At 68.7% G+C, this 19,025-nt stretch carries 24 protein-coding genes and 1 pseudogene; 14 read left to right on the forward strand and 11 right to left on the reverse strand.

Going from position 1 to position 19,025, the window contains the following annotated elements; all coding sequences use genetic code 11:
- Positions 1–176: 176 nt before the first annotated feature.
- Genes helR through Ahu01nite_RS02675 form a run of 8 tightly spaced genes read left to right on the forward strand, consistent with a single transcriptional unit; the run spans position 177 to position 6,575 of the window.
- Positions 177–2,312, forward strand: a complete 2,136-nt coding sequence (gene helR / locus Ahu01nite_RS02645) for an RNA polymerase recycling motor ATPase HelR (protein ID WP_438874754.1) — start codon at positions 177–179, stop codon at positions 2,310–2,312.
- A 17-nt stretch (positions 2,313–2,329) separates the two neighbouring features.
- Complete coding sequence (gene soxR, locus Ahu01nite_RS02650) at positions 2,330–2,782, forward strand: redox-sensitive transcriptional activator SoxR (protein WP_203834733.1); 453 nt, start codon at positions 2,330–2,332, stop codon at positions 2,780–2,782.
- Positions 2,783–2,838: 56 nt separating this feature from the next.
- Positions 2,839–3,357: a flavin reductase family protein gene (locus Ahu01nite_RS02655; protein WP_239158575.1), complete on the forward strand. Its 519-nt coding sequence runs from the start codon at positions 2,839–2,841 to the stop codon at positions 3,355–3,357.
- Entirely contained in the window at positions 3,357–3,761 is a 405-nt protein-coding gene (gene sodN, locus Ahu01nite_RS02660; RefSeq protein WP_203834734.1) for a superoxide dismutase, Ni, read from the forward strand. Before Ahu01nite_RS02655 ends, sodN begins: the two co-directional genes overlap by 1 nt.
- 16 nt (positions 3,762–3,777) lie before the next feature.
- Positions 3,778–4,089 (forward strand): hypothetical protein, encoded by a 312-nt coding sequence (locus tag Ahu01nite_RS50130; RefSeq protein ID WP_239158576.1) that lies wholly within the window; start codon positions 3,778–3,780, stop codon positions 4,087–4,089.
- A complete protein-coding gene (locus tag Ahu01nite_RS02665; RefSeq protein ID WP_239158577.1) occupies positions 4,044–4,937 on the forward strand; it encodes a radical SAM protein in 894 nt (297 codons plus the stop codon). The genes Ahu01nite_RS50130 and Ahu01nite_RS02665 overlap by 46 nt, the downstream gene beginning before the upstream one ends.
- A 40-nt stretch (positions 4,938–4,977) precedes the next feature.
- On the forward strand, positions 4,978–5,940 hold the full coding sequence (locus Ahu01nite_RS02670) for an SCO6745 family protein (RefSeq protein ID WP_203834735.1): 963 nt from the start codon (positions 4,978–4,980) through the stop codon (positions 5,938–5,940).
- The gene (locus Ahu01nite_RS02675) at positions 5,937–6,575 is read left to right on the forward strand and encodes a GNAT family protein (protein WP_203834736.1); all 639 of its coding nucleotides are present in this window, start codon (positions 5,937–5,939) and stop codon (positions 6,573–6,575) included. The genes Ahu01nite_RS02670 and Ahu01nite_RS02675 overlap by 4 nt, the downstream gene beginning before the upstream one ends.
- Here the strand turns inward: Ahu01nite_RS02675 and Ahu01nite_RS02680 are convergent.
- The 4 genes from Ahu01nite_RS02680 to Ahu01nite_RS02695 are packed head-to-tail and all read right to left on the reverse strand — an operon-like array spanning position 6,572 to position 8,958.
- Complete coding sequence (locus Ahu01nite_RS02680; RefSeq protein WP_203834737.1) at positions 6,572–6,982, reverse strand: hypothetical protein; 411 nt, start codon at positions 6,980–6,982, stop codon at positions 6,572–6,574. The two genes, Ahu01nite_RS02675 and Ahu01nite_RS02680, sit on opposite strands and share 4 nt — an antisense overlap.
- Entirely contained in the window at positions 6,951–7,274 is a 324-nt protein-coding gene (locus Ahu01nite_RS02685; RefSeq protein WP_203834738.1) for a hypothetical protein, read from the reverse strand. Before Ahu01nite_RS02685 ends, Ahu01nite_RS02680 begins: the two co-directional genes overlap by 32 nt.
- An 18-nt stretch (positions 7,275–7,292) precedes the next feature.
- A complete protein-coding gene (locus tag Ahu01nite_RS02690) occupies positions 7,293–8,117 on the reverse strand; it encodes a DUF72 domain-containing protein (RefSeq protein ID WP_498370792.1) in 825 nt (274 codons plus the stop codon).
- Positions 8,118–8,127: 10 nt separating this feature from the next.
- Positions 8,128–8,958 (reverse strand): alpha/beta hydrolase, encoded by an 831-nt coding sequence (locus Ahu01nite_RS02695; protein ID WP_203834739.1) that lies wholly within the window; start codon positions 8,956–8,958, stop codon positions 8,128–8,130.
- Positions 8,959–9,020: 62 nt separating this feature from the next.
- On the opposite strand from Ahu01nite_RS02695, the gene Ahu01nite_RS02700 reads away from it, so the two are divergent.
- The gene (locus tag Ahu01nite_RS02700) at positions 9,021–9,350 is read left to right on the forward strand and encodes a winged helix-turn-helix transcriptional regulator (RefSeq protein WP_203834740.1); all 330 of its coding nucleotides are present in this window, start codon (positions 9,021–9,023) and stop codon (positions 9,348–9,350) included.
- A 7-nt stretch (positions 9,351–9,357) separates the two neighbouring features.
- Here Ahu01nite_RS02700 and Ahu01nite_RS02705 read toward each other — a convergent pair whose 3' ends face one another.
- Positions 9,358–9,822 carry a hypothetical protein gene (locus Ahu01nite_RS02705; RefSeq protein ID WP_203834741.1) on the reverse strand — a complete coding sequence of 155 codons (465 nt, stop codon included), beginning with the start codon at positions 9,820–9,822 and terminating at the stop codon, positions 9,358–9,360.
- Positions 9,823–10,211: 389 nt separating this feature from the next.
- Between Ahu01nite_RS02705 and Ahu01nite_RS02710 the strand changes: the two genes are divergently transcribed.
- Entirely contained in the window at positions 10,212–10,799 is a 588-nt protein-coding gene (locus Ahu01nite_RS02710) for a TetR/AcrR family transcriptional regulator (RefSeq protein WP_203834742.1), read from the forward strand.
- 2 nt (positions 10,800–10,801) lie between these two features.
- On the forward strand, positions 10,802–11,959 hold the full coding sequence (locus Ahu01nite_RS02715; protein WP_203834743.1) for an epoxide hydrolase family protein: 1,158 nt from the start codon (positions 10,802–10,804) through the stop codon (positions 11,957–11,959).
- On the opposite strand, the pseudogene Ahu01nite_RS50135 reads toward Ahu01nite_RS02715, so the two are convergent.
- The 3 genes and pseudogenes from Ahu01nite_RS50135 to Ahu01nite_RS02725 form a co-directional block, all read right to left on the reverse strand.
- Positions 11,943–12,089: pseudogene (locus tag Ahu01nite_RS50135) on the reverse strand (DUF5959 family protein); the annotation flags it as partial. The gene Ahu01nite_RS02715 and the pseudogene Ahu01nite_RS50135 sit on opposite strands and share 17 nt — an antisense overlap.
- A 25-nt stretch (positions 12,090–12,114) precedes the next feature.
- Positions 12,115–12,435 (reverse strand): type II toxin-antitoxin system Phd/YefM family antitoxin, encoded by a 321-nt coding sequence (locus Ahu01nite_RS02720; protein WP_203834744.1) that lies wholly within the window; start codon positions 12,433–12,435, stop codon positions 12,115–12,117.
- A 57-nt stretch (positions 12,436–12,492) separates the two neighbouring features.
- Entirely contained in the window at positions 12,493–14,460 is a 1,968-nt protein-coding gene (locus Ahu01nite_RS02725; protein ID WP_203834745.1) for an APC family permease, read from the reverse strand.
- Between the two features lie 59 nt (positions 14,461–14,519).
- Here Ahu01nite_RS02725 and Ahu01nite_RS02730 point away from each other — a divergent pair, with 59 nt between their 5' ends.
- From Ahu01nite_RS02730 to Ahu01nite_RS02740, 3 genes are all read left to right on the forward strand, one after another.
- Positions 14,520–15,329: an SDR family NAD(P)-dependent oxidoreductase gene (locus tag Ahu01nite_RS02730; RefSeq protein WP_239158579.1), complete on the forward strand. Its 810-nt coding sequence runs from the start codon at positions 14,520–14,522 to the stop codon at positions 15,327–15,329.
- A 102-nt stretch (positions 15,330–15,431) separates the two neighbouring features.
- Positions 15,432–16,769 carry a ferredoxin reductase family protein gene (locus tag Ahu01nite_RS02735; protein ID WP_203834747.1) on the forward strand — a complete coding sequence of 446 codons (1,338 nt, stop codon included), beginning with the start codon at positions 15,432–15,434 and terminating at the stop codon, positions 16,767–16,769.
- A gap of 44 nt (positions 16,770–16,813) precedes the next feature.
- Positions 16,814–17,161, forward strand: a complete 348-nt coding sequence (locus tag Ahu01nite_RS02740) for an FMN-binding protein (RefSeq protein ID WP_307794507.1) — start codon at positions 16,814–16,816, stop codon at positions 17,159–17,161.
- 63 nt (positions 17,162–17,224) lie between these two features.
- On the opposite strand, the gene Ahu01nite_RS02745 is transcribed toward Ahu01nite_RS02740, so the two are convergent.
- Genes Ahu01nite_RS02745 through Ahu01nite_RS02755 form a run of 3 tightly spaced genes read right to left on the reverse strand, consistent with a single transcriptional unit; the run spans position 17,225 to position 19,006 of the window.
- Entirely contained in the window at positions 17,225–17,830 is a 606-nt protein-coding gene (locus Ahu01nite_RS02745; RefSeq protein WP_203834749.1) for a DUF6000 family protein, read from the reverse strand.
- On the reverse strand, positions 17,827–18,294 hold the full coding sequence (locus tag Ahu01nite_RS02750; RefSeq protein WP_203834750.1) for a YbaK/EbsC family protein: 468 nt from the start codon (positions 18,292–18,294) through the stop codon (positions 17,827–17,829). The genes Ahu01nite_RS02745 and Ahu01nite_RS02750 overlap by 4 nt, the downstream gene beginning before the upstream one ends.
- Positions 18,295–18,298: 4 nt before the next feature.
- Complete coding sequence (locus Ahu01nite_RS02755; RefSeq protein ID WP_203834751.1) at positions 18,299–19,006, reverse strand: TetR/AcrR family transcriptional regulator; 708 nt, start codon at positions 19,004–19,006, stop codon at positions 18,299–18,301.
- Positions 19,007–19,025: the final 19 nt, after the last annotated feature.

Below are 19,025 nucleotides of genomic sequence, written 5' to 3' on the forward strand. Positions count from 1 at the left end.
GGAGAATTCCACAAGACCGGAAGAGCCGGAGACCGGAAAAGCCGGAAACCAGAAGAGCTGGAGGTGTACGCACTCCTCGCCCTCTTTAACGTATATCGCACCCCGGGGCTTGTGGCAAGACCCCCGTCATGCCGCAGAATCGTCGTTCGAAGCCGGAAATCTACGCAAATGGGAGCCTGCCCGTGGTTGATGTGACGACCAGCGCGTTCGATCTGCCCGACAACGCCAAGGCCGACCCGAGGCTGATCACCCGCGACGAGCACCATTTCGCGGCGATCACGGAGAGCATGAGCGAGCGCTTGACCGAGTTGTCCGAGCGGCTCGACGCGGAGCGGAAGGCGCCCGGTGGCACGGGTCAGCAGGCGATGGACCGGGACATGGAGGTTCACCGGCTCACCGCGCGGCTGCGTACCCTCCGGCGTTTCGGTCTTGATCTGTGCCTGGGTCAGATGGTCGCCCAGGAAAACCCACAGCCCGTCTACGTCGGGCGCCTCGGGCTGACCGATAGTGCGGGGCGGCATCTGCTGCTCGACTGGCGTTCCCCCGCGGCCGAGCCGTTCTTCGGGGCGACCCACGCCAACCCGATGGGGCTGGCGAGCCGCCGCCGCTACCGCTGGACCCGCGGCCGGATCACCGACTACTGGGACGAGGTCTTCACCGCCGAAGGTTTCGAGGGGCACGCGGCCGCGCTCGACGACCAGTCCGCGTTCATCGCCAGCCTGGGCAGCAACCGGTCGGCGCGGATGCGGGACGTGCTGGGCACCATCCAGGCCGATCAGGACGCCATCATCCGGGCGGGGTCGAGCGGGGCGCTCGTCGTCGACGGCGGGCCGGGCACGGGGAAAACCGTTGTCGCACTGCACCGTACGGCGTACCTGCTGTATTCCGATCCCAGGCTCGGCCCGCGCAGGGGCGGCGTGCTGTTCGTCGGCCCGCACCAGCCCTACCTGAACTATGTCGCCGACGTGCTGCCCAGTCTCGGCGAGGACGACGTGCAGACCTGCACCCTGCGGGACCTCGTGGCGCAGGGTGCCGCGGCCGCGGAGGAGAAGGATCCGGAGGTGGCCCGGCTGAAGTCGTCCGCGGACATCGTGAAGGCGATCGAGGCGGCCGTCCGGTTCTACGAGGAGCCACCCGCCAAGGGCATGACGGTTTCGACGGACTGGTCCGAGGTACGCCTGACCGCCGCCGACTGGGCCGAGGCGTTCGACACCCCGGCACCCGGAACCGCGCACAACGAGGCCCGCGACCAGGTGTGGGACGAGCTGATCGCGATCCTGATGGACAAGTACGACGGCGACGAGCGGGAGCTGCGCGGCAACGAGGAGCTGCTCGGCGCGTTCAACCGGGCGTGGCCGCTGATCGACGCCGCCGACCTCGTCGCGGATCTGTGGTCGGTGCCCGCCTACCTGCGTAAATGCGCGCCCTGGCTCAGCCCCGAGGACGTACGCACCCTGCAGCGCGCCGACCCCCGGGCCTGGACAGTGCCGGACCTCCCCCTGCTGGACGCCGCCCGGCAACGGCTCGGCGACCCGGAGGTGTCCCGGCGCAGGCGCCGTCAGGACGCGGCCGTCGCCGCCGAACGCGCGCGGATGTCCCGGGTCGTCGACGACCTGCTCGCGGTGGAGGTCGACGGCGAGGACGAGCTGACGATGATGCACGGGATGCTGCGCGGCGGCGACATCCAGGGTTCGATGGTCGACGAGGCCGCACTGCGTACGACCAGCCCGGATCTGCTCGCCGGGCCGTTCGCGCACGTCGTCGTGGACGAGGCGCAGGAGCTGACCGACGCCGAGTGGCAGATGCTGTTGCTGCGCTGCCCGTCGCGCAGCTTCACCATCGTCGGGGACCGCGCCCAGGCCCGGAACGGGTTCACGGAGTCGTGGCGCGAGCGGCTGGAGCGGATCGGGCTGGACCGGGTCGAGCTGGCGACGCTGAGCATCAACTACCGCACGCCCGCGGAGATCATGGCGGAGGCCGAACCGGTCATCCGGGCCGCGCTCCCCGACGCCAACGTGCCGATCTCCATCAGGAACAGTGGGCTTCCCGTCGTACACACATCGGTCTCGGAACTGACCTCGATCCTCGAATCCTGGCTGGCCACACACGCGGAGGGAGTCGCCTGCGTGATCGGCGCCGACGGCGGCGAGGACACCGCCCGGGTCCGGTACCTGACCCCCGAACTGTCGAAGGGGCTCGAGTTCGACCTGGTCATCCTCGTCGATCCGGAGCGGTACGGAGCCGTCGACCGCTACGTCGCGATGACCCGGGCGACGCAACAGCTGATCATCCTTGATCTCAACCAAGGTTGAGGTTCTATCGTGCGCGGATGGATCCGGAGGACCGTCTCACTGTCGGCGAGGTCATGCACCGCACGGGGGTGTCGGCGTCGGCCCTGCGCTTCTACGAGAGCAAGGGGCTGATCACCGCCGAGCGCAACGGTGGCAACCAGCGGCTCTACCGCCGGCACATGCTGCGGCGCATCTCGCTGATCCTGGTCGCCAAGCGGCTCGGCATCCATCTCACCAGCGTCGCCGAGATCTTCGCCACCCTGCCCGCGGACAGCGCGCCGACCCAGGAGGAGTGGCAGCGTGTCTCGCGGGCCTGGAAGGGCGAGCTGGAGGGCCGCCGGCGTTACATCGAGAACCTGGAACACCAGCTCACCAGCTGTATCGGCTGCGGCTGCCTCTCCATGAGGTCGTGCGCGCTGATGAACCCCGAGGACGGTCTCGCCCGCCGCGGTCAGGGCCCGGTCCGGCTGGAAGAAGCAAGCCGCTGTTGATTTTCGAGAGGGCCGCTGTTGACTTCAAGCCCGGTTGAAGTTTTAGCGTCACCCCCGTGGATCACGTCATGGACGACATCGGCGAGCGGCTCAAGGGTGCCTTCCGCAGGTATCCGACGGGTGTGGCGGTCATCAGCGCGGCCTCCCCTGCAGGTCCGGTGGGGCTGACCGCCTCCAGCGTCGCGTCGGTGTCGGTCAGTCCCCCGGCGCTGTCGTTTTCCGTCATGGGCACTCCGTCGGCGCGGAAACTGCTCCAGGCAGCAAGCTTCGTCGTGCACCTGCTGGGTCCGAAACATGCGGCTCTGGCCAGGGATTTTGCTCGTACGGGCGGAGCGCGCTTCACTCCCGAACAAGGCTGGAGCACGTTGCCGTCAGGAGAACCGATCCTGCCCGACGCGCTCGCCGCCATGCGGGTCGCGCCGTTGCAGCTCGTGCCCGTCGGCGACTCGACGATCGTGGTCGCGCAGGTGCTCGACGTGTTCCACGGGCCGGAGGACGGCCGGCTCATCCACCATGCCCGAGAGTTCATCACGTTGCCCTTCACCACGTTGACCCCGGAAAGAACAGGATCCTGATGCGTACGTCACGCTTCTTCCGCCCGCGCACCGTCGTGAGCGCCCACTGCGATCTGCCCTGTGGCGTCTACGACCCGGCGCAGGCCCGCATCGAGGCCGAGTCGGTCAAGGCGATCGCCGAGAAGTACCAGGCCAGCACCGACCCGGAGTTCCGGACCCGGGCGCTGATCATCAAGGAGCAGCGCTCCGAGCTGGTCAAGCATCACCTGTGGGTGCTGTGGACCGACTACTTCAAGGCCCCGCACTTCGAGAAGTACCCTCGGTTGAACGGCCTCTTCAACGAGGCGACCAAGCTGGCCGGCGCCGGCGGCGCCAAGGGCTCCGCGGACCCGGCCGTGGCGGAACAGCTGCTCGGCAAGATCGAGGAGATCTCGAAGATCTTCTGGGAAACCAAGCAGGCGTAACCCTAGGAGTCGTTACATGCAGCGCACCGAGCTCGTCGAAGGCCTGATGGGTCGCTTCCCCCACGTCCCGCGCGAAGCGGTCATCAAAGAGGATCTGCTCCGCGGCGGGCTGGCCTTCGACGACTCGGCGTTGACCGACAACGAGCACGGCGACGTGAAGCCGAAGTCGTACTTCATCTTCTCGTTCGACCACCGGACCCTGCCGGAGCTGGGCACCGCCGCGCTGCGCCGCCCGCCGGAGGAGATCGTGCTCACCGGCGGCTGTCCAACGGCAAGCAGGTCATGGAGGTCTCCCCGACGATCCAGTGGGGCTATCTCATCTACCTGACGGCGTTCCGCGTCTGCCAGTACTTCGGCGCCAAAGAGGAATGCCAGTACTGCGACATCAACCACAACTGGCGCCAGCACAAGGCCGCCGGCCGGCCCTACACCGGCGTCAAGCCCGTCGACGAGATCCTGGAAGCCCTGGAGATCATCGACAAGTACGACACCGCGAAGGCTTCCCAGGCGTACACCCTGACCGGCGGCAGCATCACCTCGCACGTCGGCGGCAAGACCGAGGCCGACTTCTACGGCCAGTACGCCCAGGCGATCGAGGAGCGGTTCCCCGGCCGCTGGATCGGCAAGGTCGTCGCCCAGGCGCTGCCCCGCGCCGACGTGCAACGCTTCCACGACTACGGGATCCGCATCTACCACCCCAATTACGAGGTGTGGGACAAGAAGCTCTTCGAGCTCTACTGCCCGGGCAAGGAAAGGTACGTCGGCCGCGAGGAATGGCACCGCCGCATCCTCGAATCCGCCGAGGTCTTCGGCCCCCGCAACGTCATCCCCAACTTCGTCGCCGGCGTCGAGATGGCCGCCCCGCACGGCTTCACCAGCGTCGACGAGGCGATCGACTCCACCGCCGAGGGCCTGCAGTACTTCATGTCGCGGGGCATCACGCCCCGCTTCACCACCTGGTGCCCGGAGCCGACCACCCCGCTCGGCAAGGCCAACCCGCAGGGCGCGCCGCTCGAATACCACGTCCGGCTGCTGGAGGTCTACCGCGCGACCATGGAGGCGAACGGCCTATCCAGCCCGCCCGGATACGGCCCGGCCGGCCCCGGCAACGCCGTCTTCTCCGTCAGCTCCTTCATGGACAGTCTTACGCCGAGCAGCCTTACGCCGAGCGACTGATTCTTTACTGCGGGCACGTGATGCCACTAGCATCTTTACGATGACTAGTTCCTTGCCGCGCCGGATGTGGATGCTGCTCGAGCCGGTGCACGCCCTGCTCTACTACGCCCCCGAGGCCGGCGCGGAGGCGGCCGCGGCGGGCTACGACCCGGTGGACCGCTGGCAGAGTTACTTCGCGTGGCGGGCGGCGCCGCTCGGGGCGGCCGGGCCGGGGCTGGTCACGGCCTCGTTCTACAGCTTCTCGCCCGCGAAGGTCGCGCGGTATGTGCCCGCCGCCTGGGAGGTCGCGTCTGCTGGCGAGGCGTTGGCGAGCAGGTTGCGGGCAGTGGACAGCTCTCTGCGTACGGTATGGGGTGACGAGATCGGCAGCGCGGCACTGGCGGAAGCCGCGAAGCTGGCCCGCACCGCCGCCGAGGCCTGCGACACCACCGGCCGGGTCCTCGCCGCCGCCAACCAGGACCTGCCCTGGCCCGACGAACCGCATCTCGCCCTCTGGCAGGCGTCCATGGTCCTGCGCGAGCATCGGGGTGACGGCCACGTCGCAGCCCTGCTCACCGCGGGCCTCGACGGCTGCGAGTCGCTGGTGTCGTTCGCGGCGATCGGCGCGGCCCCGGTGACGACGTTCGGCAGCCGGGAGTGGACCCCTGAGGAATGGCAGGCCGCCACCGAACGGCTCACCGCGCGGGGCTGGCTCAACCCGGACGGCACGGCCACCCCGCTCGCCCACGAGACCCGCGCCGAGATCGAGCGGACGACGGACGCCCTGGCCGAGTCACCGTGGGAAGCGCTCGGCCCGGAAGCCACCCGCCGCCTTGTCACTCTCGCCGCCCCACTGACCACCACCATCGTCAAGACCGGCGTCCTCCCCGGCGTCTCCACCCTGGGCATCCGACCGCCGAAAACAGAACGGCTCCCGGCGGCAGAGCGGCTCCCGGCGGCAGAGCGGCCCTCGGCGGCAGAACGGCTCCCGGCGGCGGAGCGGCCCTCGGCGGCGGAGCTGTGACCGCGGATCTGATGGCGGGGTGGGCGCGTGGGTGGGCGGTGTCGCGGAGTGCCCCGACACCGGTGCCGCGGGCGGGCGGCTGGTTCATCCCGACCGGCGTCCCCCGGGAAGCGGCCCGCTACCTGCTGCACGACAGCGCCGACGTGCCCCGGGTCACCGGGACGAAGGCCGAGCCGCACACCTGGATCAAGGTGAGCGCCGCCCCCGACGACGTCATCCCCCACCTGCCCGCGGGCTGGGAGCGGCGCCACTCCGGGCACCTGATGCACCGGCACCTCGACGCCTCGCCTCTCGGATCCTTGCCCCTCGGGCCCCCGACCGACGGCTACTCCGCGCGACTTGACGACAACGGGACCGGCGCCGTCAAGGTCGTCATCCGGGCGGCCGACGGCGAGGTCGCCGCGAAAGCTCAGGCCGGCATCGCCGCCCCGATCGTGGTCTTCGACCGGGTGGAGACGTTCCCCGCCCACCAGCGCCGCGGCCTCGGCCGGGCCGCGATGACCCTGCTCACCGCCCACGTCGCCCCAGCAGCGAGCGCGGGCATCCTCGTCGCCACCGACGAGGGCCGCGCCCTCTACGAAACCCTCGGCTGGATCACCGCTTCCCCCGTAACCGTCATCGAATACGTGCCTTAGGCCAGGTGCAGGTTCGCCCAGGTGCGAGCTGCCGGGGCCGCGCCGGCCCATTCCTCCAGCAGTGAGCGGGCGTCGTCCTGCGTAGCGCCGAGGAAAAGCTGCTGCTCGTTGGCATAGTCACGGCTCTCCTGGCGGATCGAGGACTCGCTGCAGCAGGTGCAGAGGTCGACCCGGCTCGCCAGGATCTCGATGCCGAGGCTGCGCCGGGAGAACGCGACCCGCAGGTCGTGCAGATCGGCCGGCTGGTCGGCGTTCACCAGCACCGACAGGGTGGCGAGCGGCGATTCCTCGGCAAGCACGAGCTCGTCGAAGACCGGGACGGTCAGATCGCCGGTCGTCCGCTCACCGTGGGGGGCGCCGTCGTGCACGACCACCTCACCGAAGCGGCGGGACGGGTCGAACGGCACACTGATCACCCGGGCGCGCGCCGGGCAGAGCCGCAGCGCCCACACCACCTCGCGCTCCCCTGCGCACGTGCGTGACCGCGATCTTTCCCATCTCGTACGCGCGAGGCCAGTCCCGGGCGAACTTGTACGCCAGCGCGGCATCGAACCACGTGGCGGCAGCCGTCTCCCCCGTCAGCGACGGCGCGGCCGTGGCCAGCAGCTCCCCGGCCAGCGGCCAGTCCTCGGCTTCGAAGGCCGTGTAGGCCCGCCCCATTGTTTCCTTGACCGCTGCCGGCATTCCCCGCGAGAGCATGCGCGGGAAAATAGCACCTCAGAAAAGCGTCGTCGGCTCGGGCAGGGTGGGTTCCGGCAGCGGTTCCAGATTGGGTACGCGGGAGCGCACCTCGTCGTGGAAACGCCTAGCCAGCGCGGGGGCGTCGACGTTGTCGGGGGTGTGCATGAACATCGTCGGGGAGCGGCCCTCGCGCAGCCATTGCGCGATGACGGTGACCCAGGGCTGCCAGCCTTCGACCGTACGCTCCACGGAGTCGCGGCCCAGATAACGGACGATCGGATGGTCGGTCAGAGCGACGTCCCGTAACGGCATTCGTGGTTTCTTCGTCCACGCGTCGCGTTCGGCGTCGCTCGTCGGCGGGGTCCGGAAGAACGCCGTGGTGTCGAAGGGGACCCATTCGGCGTGGACCGGGGCGAGGACCTCCTCGAGGGGCCCCGGATCGGCGAAGAAAGTGCGGTCGCGGACCTCTACGGCGTACCGATAACGGTCGGGGAGCCTGCGCAGGAAACGGCCGAGAGTGTCGACGTCAGCGGGAGTGAACGAGCCCGGCAGTTGCACCCAGAGCGCGTGCACCCGCGGGCCGAGCGGCTCGATCGCGTCGAGGAACGCCCGCATCTCGGTTTCGCAATTGGCGAGGCGCAGGGTGTGCGTGACGGTCTTCGGCAGCTTGACCACGAACCGGAAATCGGGGTCCGTCTGCCCCGCCCACGACGCCGCCGTCTCCCGGGACGGCGTCGCGTAGAACGTGGTGTTCCCCTCGACCGCGTTGCACCATTGCGCGTAGGACCGTAACCGTTCCTGCGGCTCCGAGAACTGCCACGCCTTGTGGGTCCACATCGCGCATCCGACATGCAAACGCATGCCTGGAAATTTACAGGTGGCGGTGCAGGAACTCCGCGGCGGCGTCGGCGGCCTGAGTCACGTAGGGCTCGTTGTCGTAGAGGTCGATGTGCTGCCCGGCGTCCAGCCAGCGGATCTCCTTAGGACCCGTGGCCTGCTGATATGCGGCTTCGGCGAGCTCCGGGGAGCAGTAGTCGTCGGTCCGCCCGTGCACGATCAGCAGGGGCGTCGCGGCGAGCAACGGGGCCGCGCCGAGGGCGTCGAAGGTCATCAGCGAATGCAGCGACCCGTACGTCACCCGGTTCTCCCAATGCTTCGCCGCTGACCGGGATGTGCCGTAGTACGCGTACGGTTCGGCGCCTCCCATAGCCGCCGGCCCGCCGTCCGGCGCGACCGCGGGCAGCTCCTCGTCGTACTTTTCGATGAAGGAACGGATCGCCCGCCGGTAACCGTCCGGGTCGCCCGCACTGAACCGGGCCGGGCTGTTGTAGGCGCCCGCGATCCCGGCCACCGCACCGATTCGCGGATCGGTCGCCGCGGCCCGCAACGCATATCCACCGCCGAGACAGACACCGACGATCCCGATCCGGCCGGTGTATTCCCCGAGCAGTCCGACCGCGGCGCGCAGGTCGGCGAGTTTGCCCTGACTGTCCTCGTGAGCACGGCGTCCGCCGCTCTCCCCGAACCCCCGATGGTCAAAGGCCAGAGTCGTCAGTCCCGCTTCGTTCAAACGCTTTGCGTACGTTCCGACGACCTGTTCCTTCACTCCGGTGAACGGGCCGGTGAGGACAACGGCCTTGTCCCCGGCCCGTTGCAGATCGCCGGCCAGGGTGATGCCCTCGGCGGTAAAAGTGACGTCCATGGCGTCGACGCTAGGGCGTTCGCGGGACGACGGACAGAAGGCACTTCGCGGTACCCTTCGGCATGTCGTTGCGGGTTCCGGACGTCCTCGAAGAAAGCTGCTCGACGCGCCAGGCGCTCGAACGGCTCGCGTCGAAATGGCGGGTCCTGCTCCTCTACGCGCTGATGGACGGCCCGCAACGGCCCGCCCAGTTGCGCCGCCGGGTCGCGGGCATCACCCAGAAGGTCCTCACCGAAACCCTGCGCGGCATGGAGAGCGACGGCCTCGTCGAGCGCCGCGTCCTCAAGGAAACACCCCCGCAGCACGTCGAATACTCCCTGACCGAGCTGGGCCGGACCCTGGAGAAGCCGCTCGCCGCGATCTGCGAATGGGCGGCCTCCCCAGCATCGTGAGCCGCGATCAGCCCCGCAGCTTGGTCATCGTCGCGGCGACCACCGGAGGCAGCAGGTCGGCGGCGGCCGGGTCGGGCTCCCCGAAGAGCGTCCCGATGACGATCGTGATGTAGAGATTGCCGTCCCACGCCGCCACGTGCGGTCCGGTCAGCTCGTCGACGTACGAATACGCGCCGGTGCCCAGGCCCGGAATGTCGGTCAGCGTGCTGCTCTTCGCCTCGGCCTTCTTGAACCCGTCGAACATGATGTTGGCGATCGGGTCCGCGTAGACCTCCATCTGGATGATCACGATGTTGTTCTTGTACGCCAGCGTGCACGACGCCATGGTCGACAGCTTCGTCGTGGTGACGTCCTCGCGCTGAATCTTGCGATTTGTCAGCTTCGCATCCATCGTGGCGGTGTCAGCGCCGTCGCACGCCTTCTTCGGCGCCCGGTAAACGGCGGCCACGGCAGGCGCGCTGGACTGCACCACAGCGGGGCTACTCGCTGGGCTGCTCTCAGCTTCCTTCGTCGCGCCACCACAGGCAGCCGCACAGATCAATGTCATGGCCGCGATCGCGACGCTCTTCCTGATATCCCCGTTAAATCGCATCGAAGAAGTCTCATACAAGCCATCAACACTGGTCAGCCCCGGGGTACACCGCCGTGGCCCCGGCCACCCGATCGCAGTAGCCCGCTGCGCATTCTCCATGTGCCCGGGCGCCGGTCCCCCCATGTTCGGGTGATGTCCCGCGGCCGTCGTCGTCACCCTGAGCCTGACCCTGACCACCGCCTTCCCCCGCGACTCAGGCCGGGGCGCAACCGTGCCGCCGTGGCGCTGACTTGTGAACTGTACTGTACCGTTCACATACGGAGGTGGTCATGGAACCGGTGAGGTCCCCGTCGCGTGGCCCGGCCCGCGAGCAGGCGATCCTGAACGCCGCGGTCGAGCTGGTCGCCGAGATCGGTTATGAGCGGGTCACGGTCGACGCGATCGCGGCCCGCGCCCGCGCGTCCAAGGCGACGATGTACCGCAAGTGGCCCGGCAAGGCTGAGCTCGTCGCCGACGCCCTGCGCCGGCACGCCGAGGGTGGTGTCACCGAGCTGCCCGACACCGGCAGCCTGCGAGGTGACCTCGTCGCCGTCGTGAGCGCCATCGCCGCGACGTTCGACGGGTCCGACGGGGGCCCGTCGCTGCTCGCGCTGGTGGAGGCCATCCGCGCCGACCCCGCCCTGCGGGACATCGTGCGCGGCCAGATCGACGAGCGCAGCCGGCAGGACGGGGAGACCATCTGCCGCAGAGCTGTCACCCGCGGCGAAGCTGTCGACGAGGCCCGAGGCCCCACAGTGGTCGGCCTGACGGTCGCCCACCTTTTCCTGCGCACGATGCTCGGCGGCGCACCACCCGCCCCGGACGAGCAGCAGGCCTTCGTCGACCAGATCCTGCTTCCGCTGTTCTCCAAGGAGTAGCCATGTCCGGAACCATCGAACGGTTCACCCTGCACGTCCCCGACGAGGACCTCGCCGACCTGCACCGGCGCCTCGCCGCCGTACGCTGGCCGGCGGGCAGCACCGTCACCGACACCAGCCAGGGCCCGACACAGGACAAGCTGCAGGCGCTCGTCGAGCACTGGCGCGACAAGTACGACTGGCGCGCCTGCGAAGCGGAACTCAACGCGCTCGGTCAGTACCGCACCACGATCGACGGCCTCGACATCGACTTCCTGCACGTCCGCTCCCCCGAGGCCGGCGCGCTACCGCTGATCATGACGCACGGCTGGCCCGGCTCGGTCCTGGAGTTCCGCAAGGTAATCGGCCCGCTCACCGACCCGGCCGCCCACGGCGGCGACCCGCGCGACGCCTTCCACCTGGTCATTCCGACGCTGCCCGGTTTCGGTTTCTCCGCCAAGCCCGCGGAGACCGGCTGGGGCCCCGGCCGGACCGCCGACGCCTGGATCACCCTGATGGACCGCCTCGGCTACGACCGGTGGGGCGCCCAAGGCGGCGACCTGGGCTGCGCGGTCACCGACGAGATCGCCCGCCGCGCCCCCGCGGGCCTGGTCGGGATGCATCTCAACTTCGCGATGTTCGGCCCCACCCCGGACGAGATCGCCGACGCCACACCGGACGAACAGGCCATGCTGGCCGGCGCAAAATACTTCTGGGACAACCTTTCCGGGTACGCGAAACAGCAGTCGACGCGCCCCCAGACGATCGGCTATTCCCTGGCGGACTCCCCCGTCGGGCAGGCCGCCTGGATCTACGCCCTGCTCCAGGACACCTGCGGCACCCCCGGCAACGCCGAGGCCACGTTCACCCTCGACGAGATGCTCGACGACATCATGCTCTACTGGCTGCCCAACTCCGGCGCCTCAACAGCCCGCATGTACTGGGAAATGACCCGTTCGAACTGGTCCGCCCCGGCCACCGTCGACTCCCCGACCACCGTCGCCACCGGCTTCACCATGTCCCCGAAGGAACACGTACGAAAGTCCCGCCGCTGGCTCGAACGCCGCTACACCAGCATCGTCCACTTCGACGAACTTCCCGCCGGCGGCCACTTCACCGCCCTCGAACAACCCGAAGGCTTCACCGCCGCCGTCCGCGCCACCTTCACCCACCTCCGCTGACAAAACGATGAGCGGCCAGCACGGCCGCGAGGTGCCCGCGTTGCGCGTCGATCCAGCCGTCCGGCAGCGCGATCGGGACCACAACGGTCACCATCGAGACGACCTCGTCCTCGACCTCAACGTCGGGGCAGTCACGGCTGCCGTGCCCCGCATGGTCAGCGGGTCGGTGGCGTTCGGTCCTGGGCGGCGAGGCCGAGGTCCTGGCCTATGAGGGGCCGGGTGGTAGCACTGCCGCCGACCACGCCGCCGCCGAGCCGGACGATCTGGGCCGGGGGCTGCTGGGCCGGGGGCTGCTCTGCCGGGGGCTGGGCGGCCGCGTCGAGTTGCTGGAGGCGTTCCAGGTCGGCGGCGGAGATGAGGGCGGCGATGGGTTTGCCGTGGCGGGTGATCACGATGCGCTCGCTGGCGTAGACCGCTCGGTTGATCAGGTCCGCGAAGGCAGCGCGGGCCTGGGTAACCGGAACTTTGTAGTCCATGCCTTGGAAATGTACTGCCCCGCTCAGCCGCCGGCTCCGGACGGCCACGGGGTGTCGTCAGCCTCCCACGTGGATGCCGGGGCGGCGGGCGGGATCGGGTTCGGTGCGGCGGAGGATTTCTCGGACGACCGGGGCGGTGTCGCCCCGGCCGAGGAGGAGGTAGCGGAAGAGGTGGACCAGGGGGCTGCCTTCGGCCCATTCGAAATAGCACTGGGGGCGTACGCCGGCCGCGTCGCGCAGGGCGAGCAGGATCGCGGCGATGGCGTTCGGGGCGGCCGGGCTCTGGGCGCGCAGGACGTGGTAGCCGTCGACGTCGATGCCGTGGACGACGAGGACGTTGCTGAAGCGGGACGGGTCGACGACCTCGATCTCGAGGAAGAGGACGTCGGCGCCGGACGGGACGGGGTTCATGCCGCGCTGTTCGCGTTCCTTGGCGTAATACTCGGCTTCGTCGCCGGCCTGGCGGCGGTTGGTGATGATGTTGAGCTCGCCGTCGTAGGCGATCGAGGCCGCGATGTGGGCGCGGGCGAGCTCGTCGAACTCGATGCGGTCGGCGCGCAGCTCGGTGGTGCGGGTGACGCGGGAGATCAGCGAGACCACGATGATGCCGGCGATGAAGACGCCGGAGATGGCGATGCCGTCGGGCTTTTCGATGATGTTGTCGCCCAGGGCGTACAGAAGGATCAGGGTCAGGGTGGTGAAGCCCGCAGCCGCGCCGCGTTGCCGGCGGCGGAAGGCGGAGATCGCGACGGCGACGGCACCGGAGACCATCATGGCCAGGATGCCGGTCGCATATGCCCCGGCCTGCGCGTTCACGTCGGCGCCGAACGCGATGGTGATGCCGACGCTGATCGCGGTGTAGACGAGCACGACCGGGCGCACCGCGCGGGCCCATTCCGGTGCCATGCCGTAACCGGGCAGGTAGCGGGGCACGATATTGATCAGGCCGGCCATCGCGGAGGCGCCCGCGAACCAGAGGATCAGGACGCTGCTGATGTCGTAGGTCGTGCCGAAGACCTCGCCGAGCTTGTCGTGTGCGAGGTAGGCCAGCGCCCGCCCGTTGGCAGCGCCGCCGGGCTCGAACTGCTCGTGCGGGATCAGCACGGTGGTGACGAAGCTGGTGAGCAGCAGGTAGACGCTCATGATCAGCGCGGCGACGGTGAGCAGCTTGCGGGTGTTGCGGATGCGGGACTCGCGGCGCTCCTCCGCGGTCTTCCCCGTGCTGGCGATCAGCGGCATCATGCTGACGCCGGTCTCGAAGCCGGAGAGGCCGAGCACCAGGGCGGGGAACGCCAGTAACGCCGACGAGACCGTGCCGAACCCGCCCGCGGAGACGCCGTGCAGCCAGGTCGAGAACGCGTCCGGGACGGTGAACACGTCGATCAGCCCGACGACCGTGATCACCGCGTTGAGCCCGAGGAAGACCACCACGAGCGGGATGGCGACCTTCACGGCCTCGCTGAAACCGAGCAGGAACACGAAGCCCAGGATCAGCAGCAGCACGACGGTGATCAGCACCGCGTGCCCGTGCAGGACACCGGGCAGGTAGGGGTTCTCCGACATGTGCACGGTGGCGTCCGCGGCGGACAGCGTGATCGTGATGATCCACGAGGTGGCGACAAAACCGAGCAGCACGAGGACGAACAGCTTGCCGTACCAGAAGGGCAGCAGGTCTTCGAGCATCGCGACCGAGCCCTGGCCGTTGGGGCTCTCCCGGGCGACCCTGCGATACATGGGGAGCATGCCGAGCAGGGTCAGCGCGACGATCAGCAGCGTGGCCAGCGGTGACAGTGCCCCGGCGGCGAGCGCGGCGATGGCCGGCAGGTAGGACAGGGTGGAGAAGTAGTCGACACCGGTCAGCGCCATGACCTTCCACCACGGCTGCTGGTGGCCCTCGGTCTCGGGCGACTCCGGCCCCACGGGCTGGACGCGGTTGGCCAGCAGCCAGCGGGTGACCCGGTGGGCGGGTGCGGGGGCCGGGTCGGGCATCGCCACGGAATGCGGCACTTCGATCTGGGAGCTCATCGGTTGACAGAATGCACCATGGGTACGACACCCGCATCAGCGAGCGAAGGACAGGGCATATGCGCACCATCGTGATCACGGGCGCGAGCTCCGGCGTGGGCCTGGCAGCGGCGAAGCAACTGGCCGCGATGGGTGACCAGATCGTTGCGGTGGGCCGCGATCCCCGCCGGCTGGGCGCGGCGATGGCCGAGATCCGCAAGGCCGCGACCGGCCCCGAGCCCGACGAGGTCAGGGCCGATTTCGAAACCCTCGAGGACGTACGGTTGGTAGCTGAGCACGTGCTCAGCGCGTACGAAAAGATTGACGTCCTGGCGAACAACGCCGGCGGCATGCTGGGGTCCTATCGAGTGACCCCGGACGGCTTCGAAGCGACCGCGCAGAGCAACCACCTGGCGCCCTTCCTGCTCGCCAACCTCCTGCGTGAGCGGCTCAGCGGCGGCCGCATCATCGGCACCTCCTCGGACGCGCACCGCCGCGCCCGCGTCGACCCGGACGACTTCATTGGCGACCCGCAGACCTGGAGCGCGTGGCGGGCCTACGGCGCGGCGAAGGGCGAGAACATCCTGTTCGCGGCGGAGGCGGCGCGCCGTTGGCCGGACATCCTGTCGGTCTCGTTCCACCCGGGCCTGGTCCGCACGAACTTCGGCGCCGACCCCGCAACCCGCCTGGTCTACAAGATCTGGCCGTTCCTGATCACCCCGCAGAAGGCGGGCGCGCTGCTCACCTGGCTGGCGACGGCCCCGGCGAATGAACTGACGACCGGCGCCTACTACGTCGGCCGCAAGGTAACCGAACCACGACAGTGGGTCACCGACCCAGAGCTCGCCGCCCGCCTCTGGACCTCGAGCGCACAGGCGGTCAACTTGTAGGAGACCGCCGCCGAATACCCCCGATAACCATTAATGGCCCCGGGCATTACCTTCTTCACTCACCCCTGCCACCAGCCCTTTTACCTTTGTAAGTTGACGCCCATGCTCCCCCGCGTCAACCCGACCCCACGCTGGTGGTCTGGCGCCGCGGGCCTGGCCGCGGCCTTGAGCCTGCTCATCGTGACGGCTTTGTGGGCGACCAATCTCGGCGACTCCTGGACCGGTGCCGCCGGCCGGCTCGCGGCGCTCTGGTCGGCGGACCTGCTCCTCATCCAGGTCGTCCTCATGGCGCGCATTCCCATGGTCGAACGCGCTTTCGGCCAGGACACCCTCGCCCGCTGGCACCGCTGGACCGGCTTCACGTCATTTCACCTGCTGCTGATCCACATAGTCCTGGCGACCTACTCCTACGCGGCAGGCGGCTCTCTTTTCGCCCAGTTCGCGTCATTCATCGCCGATTACCCCGGAATGCTGCTCGCGCTGGGCGGAACGGTCGCGCTCATCCTGGTGGTCATCACATCAGTACGCACGGCACGTCGCCGCTTGCGCTACGAGTCCTGGCATTTACTGCACCTGTACGCGTACCTGGGCGTGGGTCTCGCCTTACCGCACCAGATCTGGACCGGCACGGACTTCATCGCCAATCCGCTCGCGCGAGCATATTGGTGGAGCCTGTACGCCCTCGCCGCTTCCAGCGTCGTGGTGTTCCGTGTTCTCCGGCCGTTGTGGCGCACTGTGCGGCACCGCCTCGTCGTCGATCACATCGTCCCGGAAGCGCACGGCCTGGTCTCGGTATATCTGCGGGGCCGAGCCCTGGAACGCCTCCCTGTTCGCGCCGGCCAGTTCTTCGTATGGCGCTTCCTGGACGGGCCAGGCTGGACGCGCGGCAATCCGTTCTCCCTCTCAGGGCCGCCGAACGGCAACCAGCTCCGGATCACGGTGAAGCAATTGGGCGACGGCAGCTCCCGGGTCGCCCACCTTCCGCCGGGCACATCGGTGCTGATCGAGGGCCCTTACGGCCGTCTGACCGCGGAGTCCTATCGGGGTGGCCCGGTGACGATGCTGGCCTGCGGGGTGGGCATCACGCCGCTGCTCGCGCTGCTGTGGGATCTCCCCTACGGCCAGGGCCAGGCAACCCTGATCTACCGCGCACGCGAAGCCTCCGAAGTCGCCTTCCTAGACGAAATCGAATGGCTCGCAGCCCAACGCGGCGTCCGCTTGATCCCGCTGATCGGACCCCGCGCCCGCTCCGGCTCGTGGCTCCCTGCGGAATACGCGGACTATTCAGACGCCGAAGCGCTCCGCGTCCTGTCGCCGGACATCACCCGCCACGACCTTTATCTGTGCGGCCCGGACCCCTGGACGGACGCGGTCCGCTCGGCGGCCCGAACAGCCGGCGTCCCCTCCGCCCAGGTCCACCGCGAACGGTTCGGCTGGTAAAGATGCGCCGAATCGTTCTATGGCTACTGTCAACGGTTGCCGTGGTGGTGGCACTGTTCAGCTACCGCACCTCGACCAGCCCGCCGGCTTCTTCTTCCACCCCGGTCGCCGTCGAAGGCAAAACCTTCGACGGCACCCTGGTGACGACCAGATACGGCCCCATCCAGGTACGCATCTCCGTAGCCAACGGCAAAGTCACCGACGTCGCAGCGATGACCACGCCATCGGGCAACCCGCGCACCGAACAAATCAACGCCGCAGCGGTCCCTCGCTTGCGGGAGATGGCCCTGTCAGCCCAGAGCGCCAAAATCGACACGGTCTCCGGCGCGACCTACAGCAGCAAGGGCTACCAGCAGTCACTGCAAGCCGCCCTCGACGCCGCCGCTTTCTGAAGCGCACCCGCATCAAGTAGAGCTACGCCAACGCCTGCGCAAGGTAACGCATCGAGTCCGCTTTCATATCAACCTTGCTGGCTCTTGCGACAGGCCGCAGAGCTCCTCGATTGATTCCGAATAGGACGTGATGTCGCCCTGATTCGGCGCCGCTTGGGCCCAGCGCTCCCAGATGCCGTCAGCGAGGAAGTGCTCCGCCCGATCGGTGCCGAGCCGGTGGTCGAGGTATATGAGCGCGCCGAGTGCCCAGGGTTGAGCGTCGCGTTCTTCTACCAAGGGAAGGTGCTTGTCGAGGTATGCGCCCAAGGTCTCGGCGTCCTGATCCGTGCCGAACGCGGCCAGGGCGAAGGAGTAGCCCGAGCCGGCGCTGACCGTACGACCTTGAAGGAGGAGCCGACCGATGGCGTCGCGGAACTGGGTCCTGCGGTCGACCGCGATCAAATATGCGGACACCAAGCGAGTGCGCCAGTTTGCCATTACGCGGTCCGGTTCGAGCAACGTTCGCAGTTCCGCGTCGGTGATCTGGCGGGCGTCACGCCCCAGGTCGCGTGCGAAGTTTTCCTTCTGGATCCTGGTCGGCATGGTGATGCCGTTCGGCAGATTCATGTAGCGAGGCCCATCGGGGCCGTCTTCGCCAACACTGATGTATCGGGCAGCGGTTGAGGTCACGCAACAACCGTGGCGGTGCCTGCCGTGATGCGCAGAAGCTCGGCGTAGGTGATCGGGAAGACCGCCTGCGGGACGCCGCCGGCTGCCCAGATCTCTTCGTATGAAGCCAGCGCCGTGTCGACCAGGGTGCGGATGGGCTTCGGGTGGCCGAGCGGCGCTACTCCCCCGATCGCCTGGCTCGTGTGGGTGCGGACGAAATCGGGGGTTGCTCGTCCCAGCTTTTCGAGGCCCAGTTCGGCGGCGACCTTCTTCGTGTCGACGCGGTGGGCGCCCGAAGTGAGGATGAGAAGCGGCTCGCCGGCGGCGTTGAAGATGAGGGAGTTGGCGATCTGGCCGACCTCGATGCCCAGGGCTGCGGCGGCTGCGGCTGCGGTGTGGACGCCTTCGCCGAAGAAGGTCATGCGGCTGGTGGAGGCCGGCGGAAGGGCGGCTTTGACCGCGAGGACGTTGGGGTGGTTCTCCATGGTGTCAGTTTGCCAGGAGGGCCTTGGCCAGCAGGTCGACAGCCGAGGTGAGGGCGGCCCGGGGTGCGTCCTGCCAGTTCGAGGTGACGGGCTGCTGCGACGTTGACAGTGGGTAGCGGTCGGCGTAGTCGGGGATCTGGCGGGCGGTTTCTTCGGCCTGGGCGAGCCAGCCGGTCATGCCGCGGTGGTCCATGTGCAGGTAGGACGCGGTGGTTTCGGCGCAGGCGCGGATCGTGGCGTAGAGCATCGTGACCGTGGGGGTTTCGGGGGCCTGCCAGCGGGCGAGGATCCGCAGGAGGCGTTCGAGCCAGTCCTGTTCGCACGGGCCCTGGGTGGCCTGGGACCAGGGGCGGGATGCCAGCCACGGGTGCGCCACGTACACGTCGAAGAGCGCGGCTGACCAGGACTGGAGGTCGGCGGCCAGGGTGGTTGCCGGGTCGGTCCAGACGGGCATGGCACAGGCGTGGTCCTGCATGAGGGCGAGCAGTTCTTCTTTCGTTCCCACGTACGGGTAGAGCGCCATCGGTGTCTTCCCGAAGCGGCCCGCGATCGCGCGTGTGGAGACCGCTGCCAAGCCCGATTCGTCGGCGATCGCGATGCCCGCGTCGAGGAGGTCATCCAGGTCGAGTTGCTGGCGGGGGCCTCGGCGGGGCGTGGGCAATGTCGTGCCGCGGTGGCGCCACAGGCGGCGTACGTGGGCTTCGTGATCCATAGTCCTTACAGTATATAGT

This window comes from Winogradskya humida (assembly GCF_016862215.1).
In the GTDB taxonomy this organism is placed as follows: domain Bacteria; phylum Actinomycetota; class Actinomycetes; order Mycobacteriales; family Micromonosporaceae; genus Actinoplanes; species Actinoplanes humidus.

Excerpts from the sequence above, each read along its gene's own strand:
- Ahu01nite_RS50130 (WP_239158576.1), top strand. The coding sequence starts at position 3,778 with ATGCAGCGCACCGAGCTCGTCGAAGGCCTGATGGGTCGCTTCCCCCAC.
- Ahu01nite_RS02725 (WP_203834745.1), bottom strand. The coding sequence starts at position 14,460 with ATGAGCTCCCAGATCGAAGTGCCGCATTCCGTGGCGATGCCCGACCCG.
- sodN (WP_203834734.1), top strand. The coding sequence starts at position 3,357 with ATGCGTACGTCACGCTTCTTCCGCCCGCGCACCGTCGTGAGCGCCCAC.
- Ahu01nite_RS02710 (WP_203834742.1), top strand. The coding sequence starts at position 10,212 with ATGGAACCGGTGAGGTCCCCGTCGCGTGGCCCGGCCCGCGAGCAGGCG.
- soxR (WP_203834733.1), top strand. The coding sequence starts at position 2,330 with ATGGATCCGGAGGACCGTCTCACTGTCGGCGAGGTCATGCACCGCACG.
- Ahu01nite_RS02700 (WP_203834740.1), top strand. The coding sequence starts at position 9,021 with ATGTCGTTGCGGGTTCCGGACGTCCTCGAAGAAAGCTGCTCGACGCGC.
- Ahu01nite_RS02670 (WP_203834735.1), top strand. The coding sequence starts at position 4,978 with ATGACTAGTTCCTTGCCGCGCCGGATGTGGATGCTGCTCGAGCCGGTG.
- Ahu01nite_RS02715 (WP_203834743.1), top strand. The coding sequence starts at position 10,802 with ATGTCCGGAACCATCGAACGGTTCACCCTGCACGTCCCCGACGAGGAC.
- Ahu01nite_RS02665 (WP_239158577.1), top strand. The coding sequence starts at position 4,044 with ATGGAGGTCTCCCCGACGATCCAGTGGGGCTATCTCATCTACCTGACG.
- Ahu01nite_RS02755 (WP_203834751.1), bottom strand. The coding sequence starts at position 19,006 with ATGGATCACGAAGCCCACGTACGCCGCCTGTGGCGCCACCGCGGCACG.
- Ahu01nite_RS02735 (WP_203834747.1), top strand. The coding sequence starts at position 15,432 with ATGCTCCCCCGCGTCAACCCGACCCCACGCTGGTGGTCTGGCGCCGCG.
- Ahu01nite_RS02695 (WP_203834739.1), bottom strand. The coding sequence starts at position 8,958 with ATGGACGTCACTTTTACCGCCGAGGGCATCACCCTGGCCGGCGATCTG.
- Ahu01nite_RS02690 (WP_498370792.1), bottom strand. The coding sequence starts at position 8,117 with ATGCGTTTGCATGTCGGATGCGCGATGTGGACCCACAAGGCGTGGCAG.
- Ahu01nite_RS02730 (WP_239158579.1), top strand. The coding sequence starts at position 14,520 with ATGCGCACCATCGTGATCACGGGCGCGAGCTCCGGCGTGGGCCTGGCA.
- Ahu01nite_RS02750 (WP_203834750.1), bottom strand. The coding sequence starts at position 18,294 with ATGGAGAACCACCCCAACGTCCTCGCGGTCAAAGCCGCCCTTCCGCCG.
- Ahu01nite_RS02720 (WP_203834744.1), bottom strand. The coding sequence starts at position 12,435 with ATGGACTACAAAGTTCCGGTTACCCAGGCCCGCGCTGCCTTCGCGGAC.
- Ahu01nite_RS02685 (WP_203834738.1), bottom strand. The coding sequence starts at position 7,274 with ATGCTCTCGCGGGGAATGCCGGCAGCGGTCAAGGAAACAATGGGGCGG.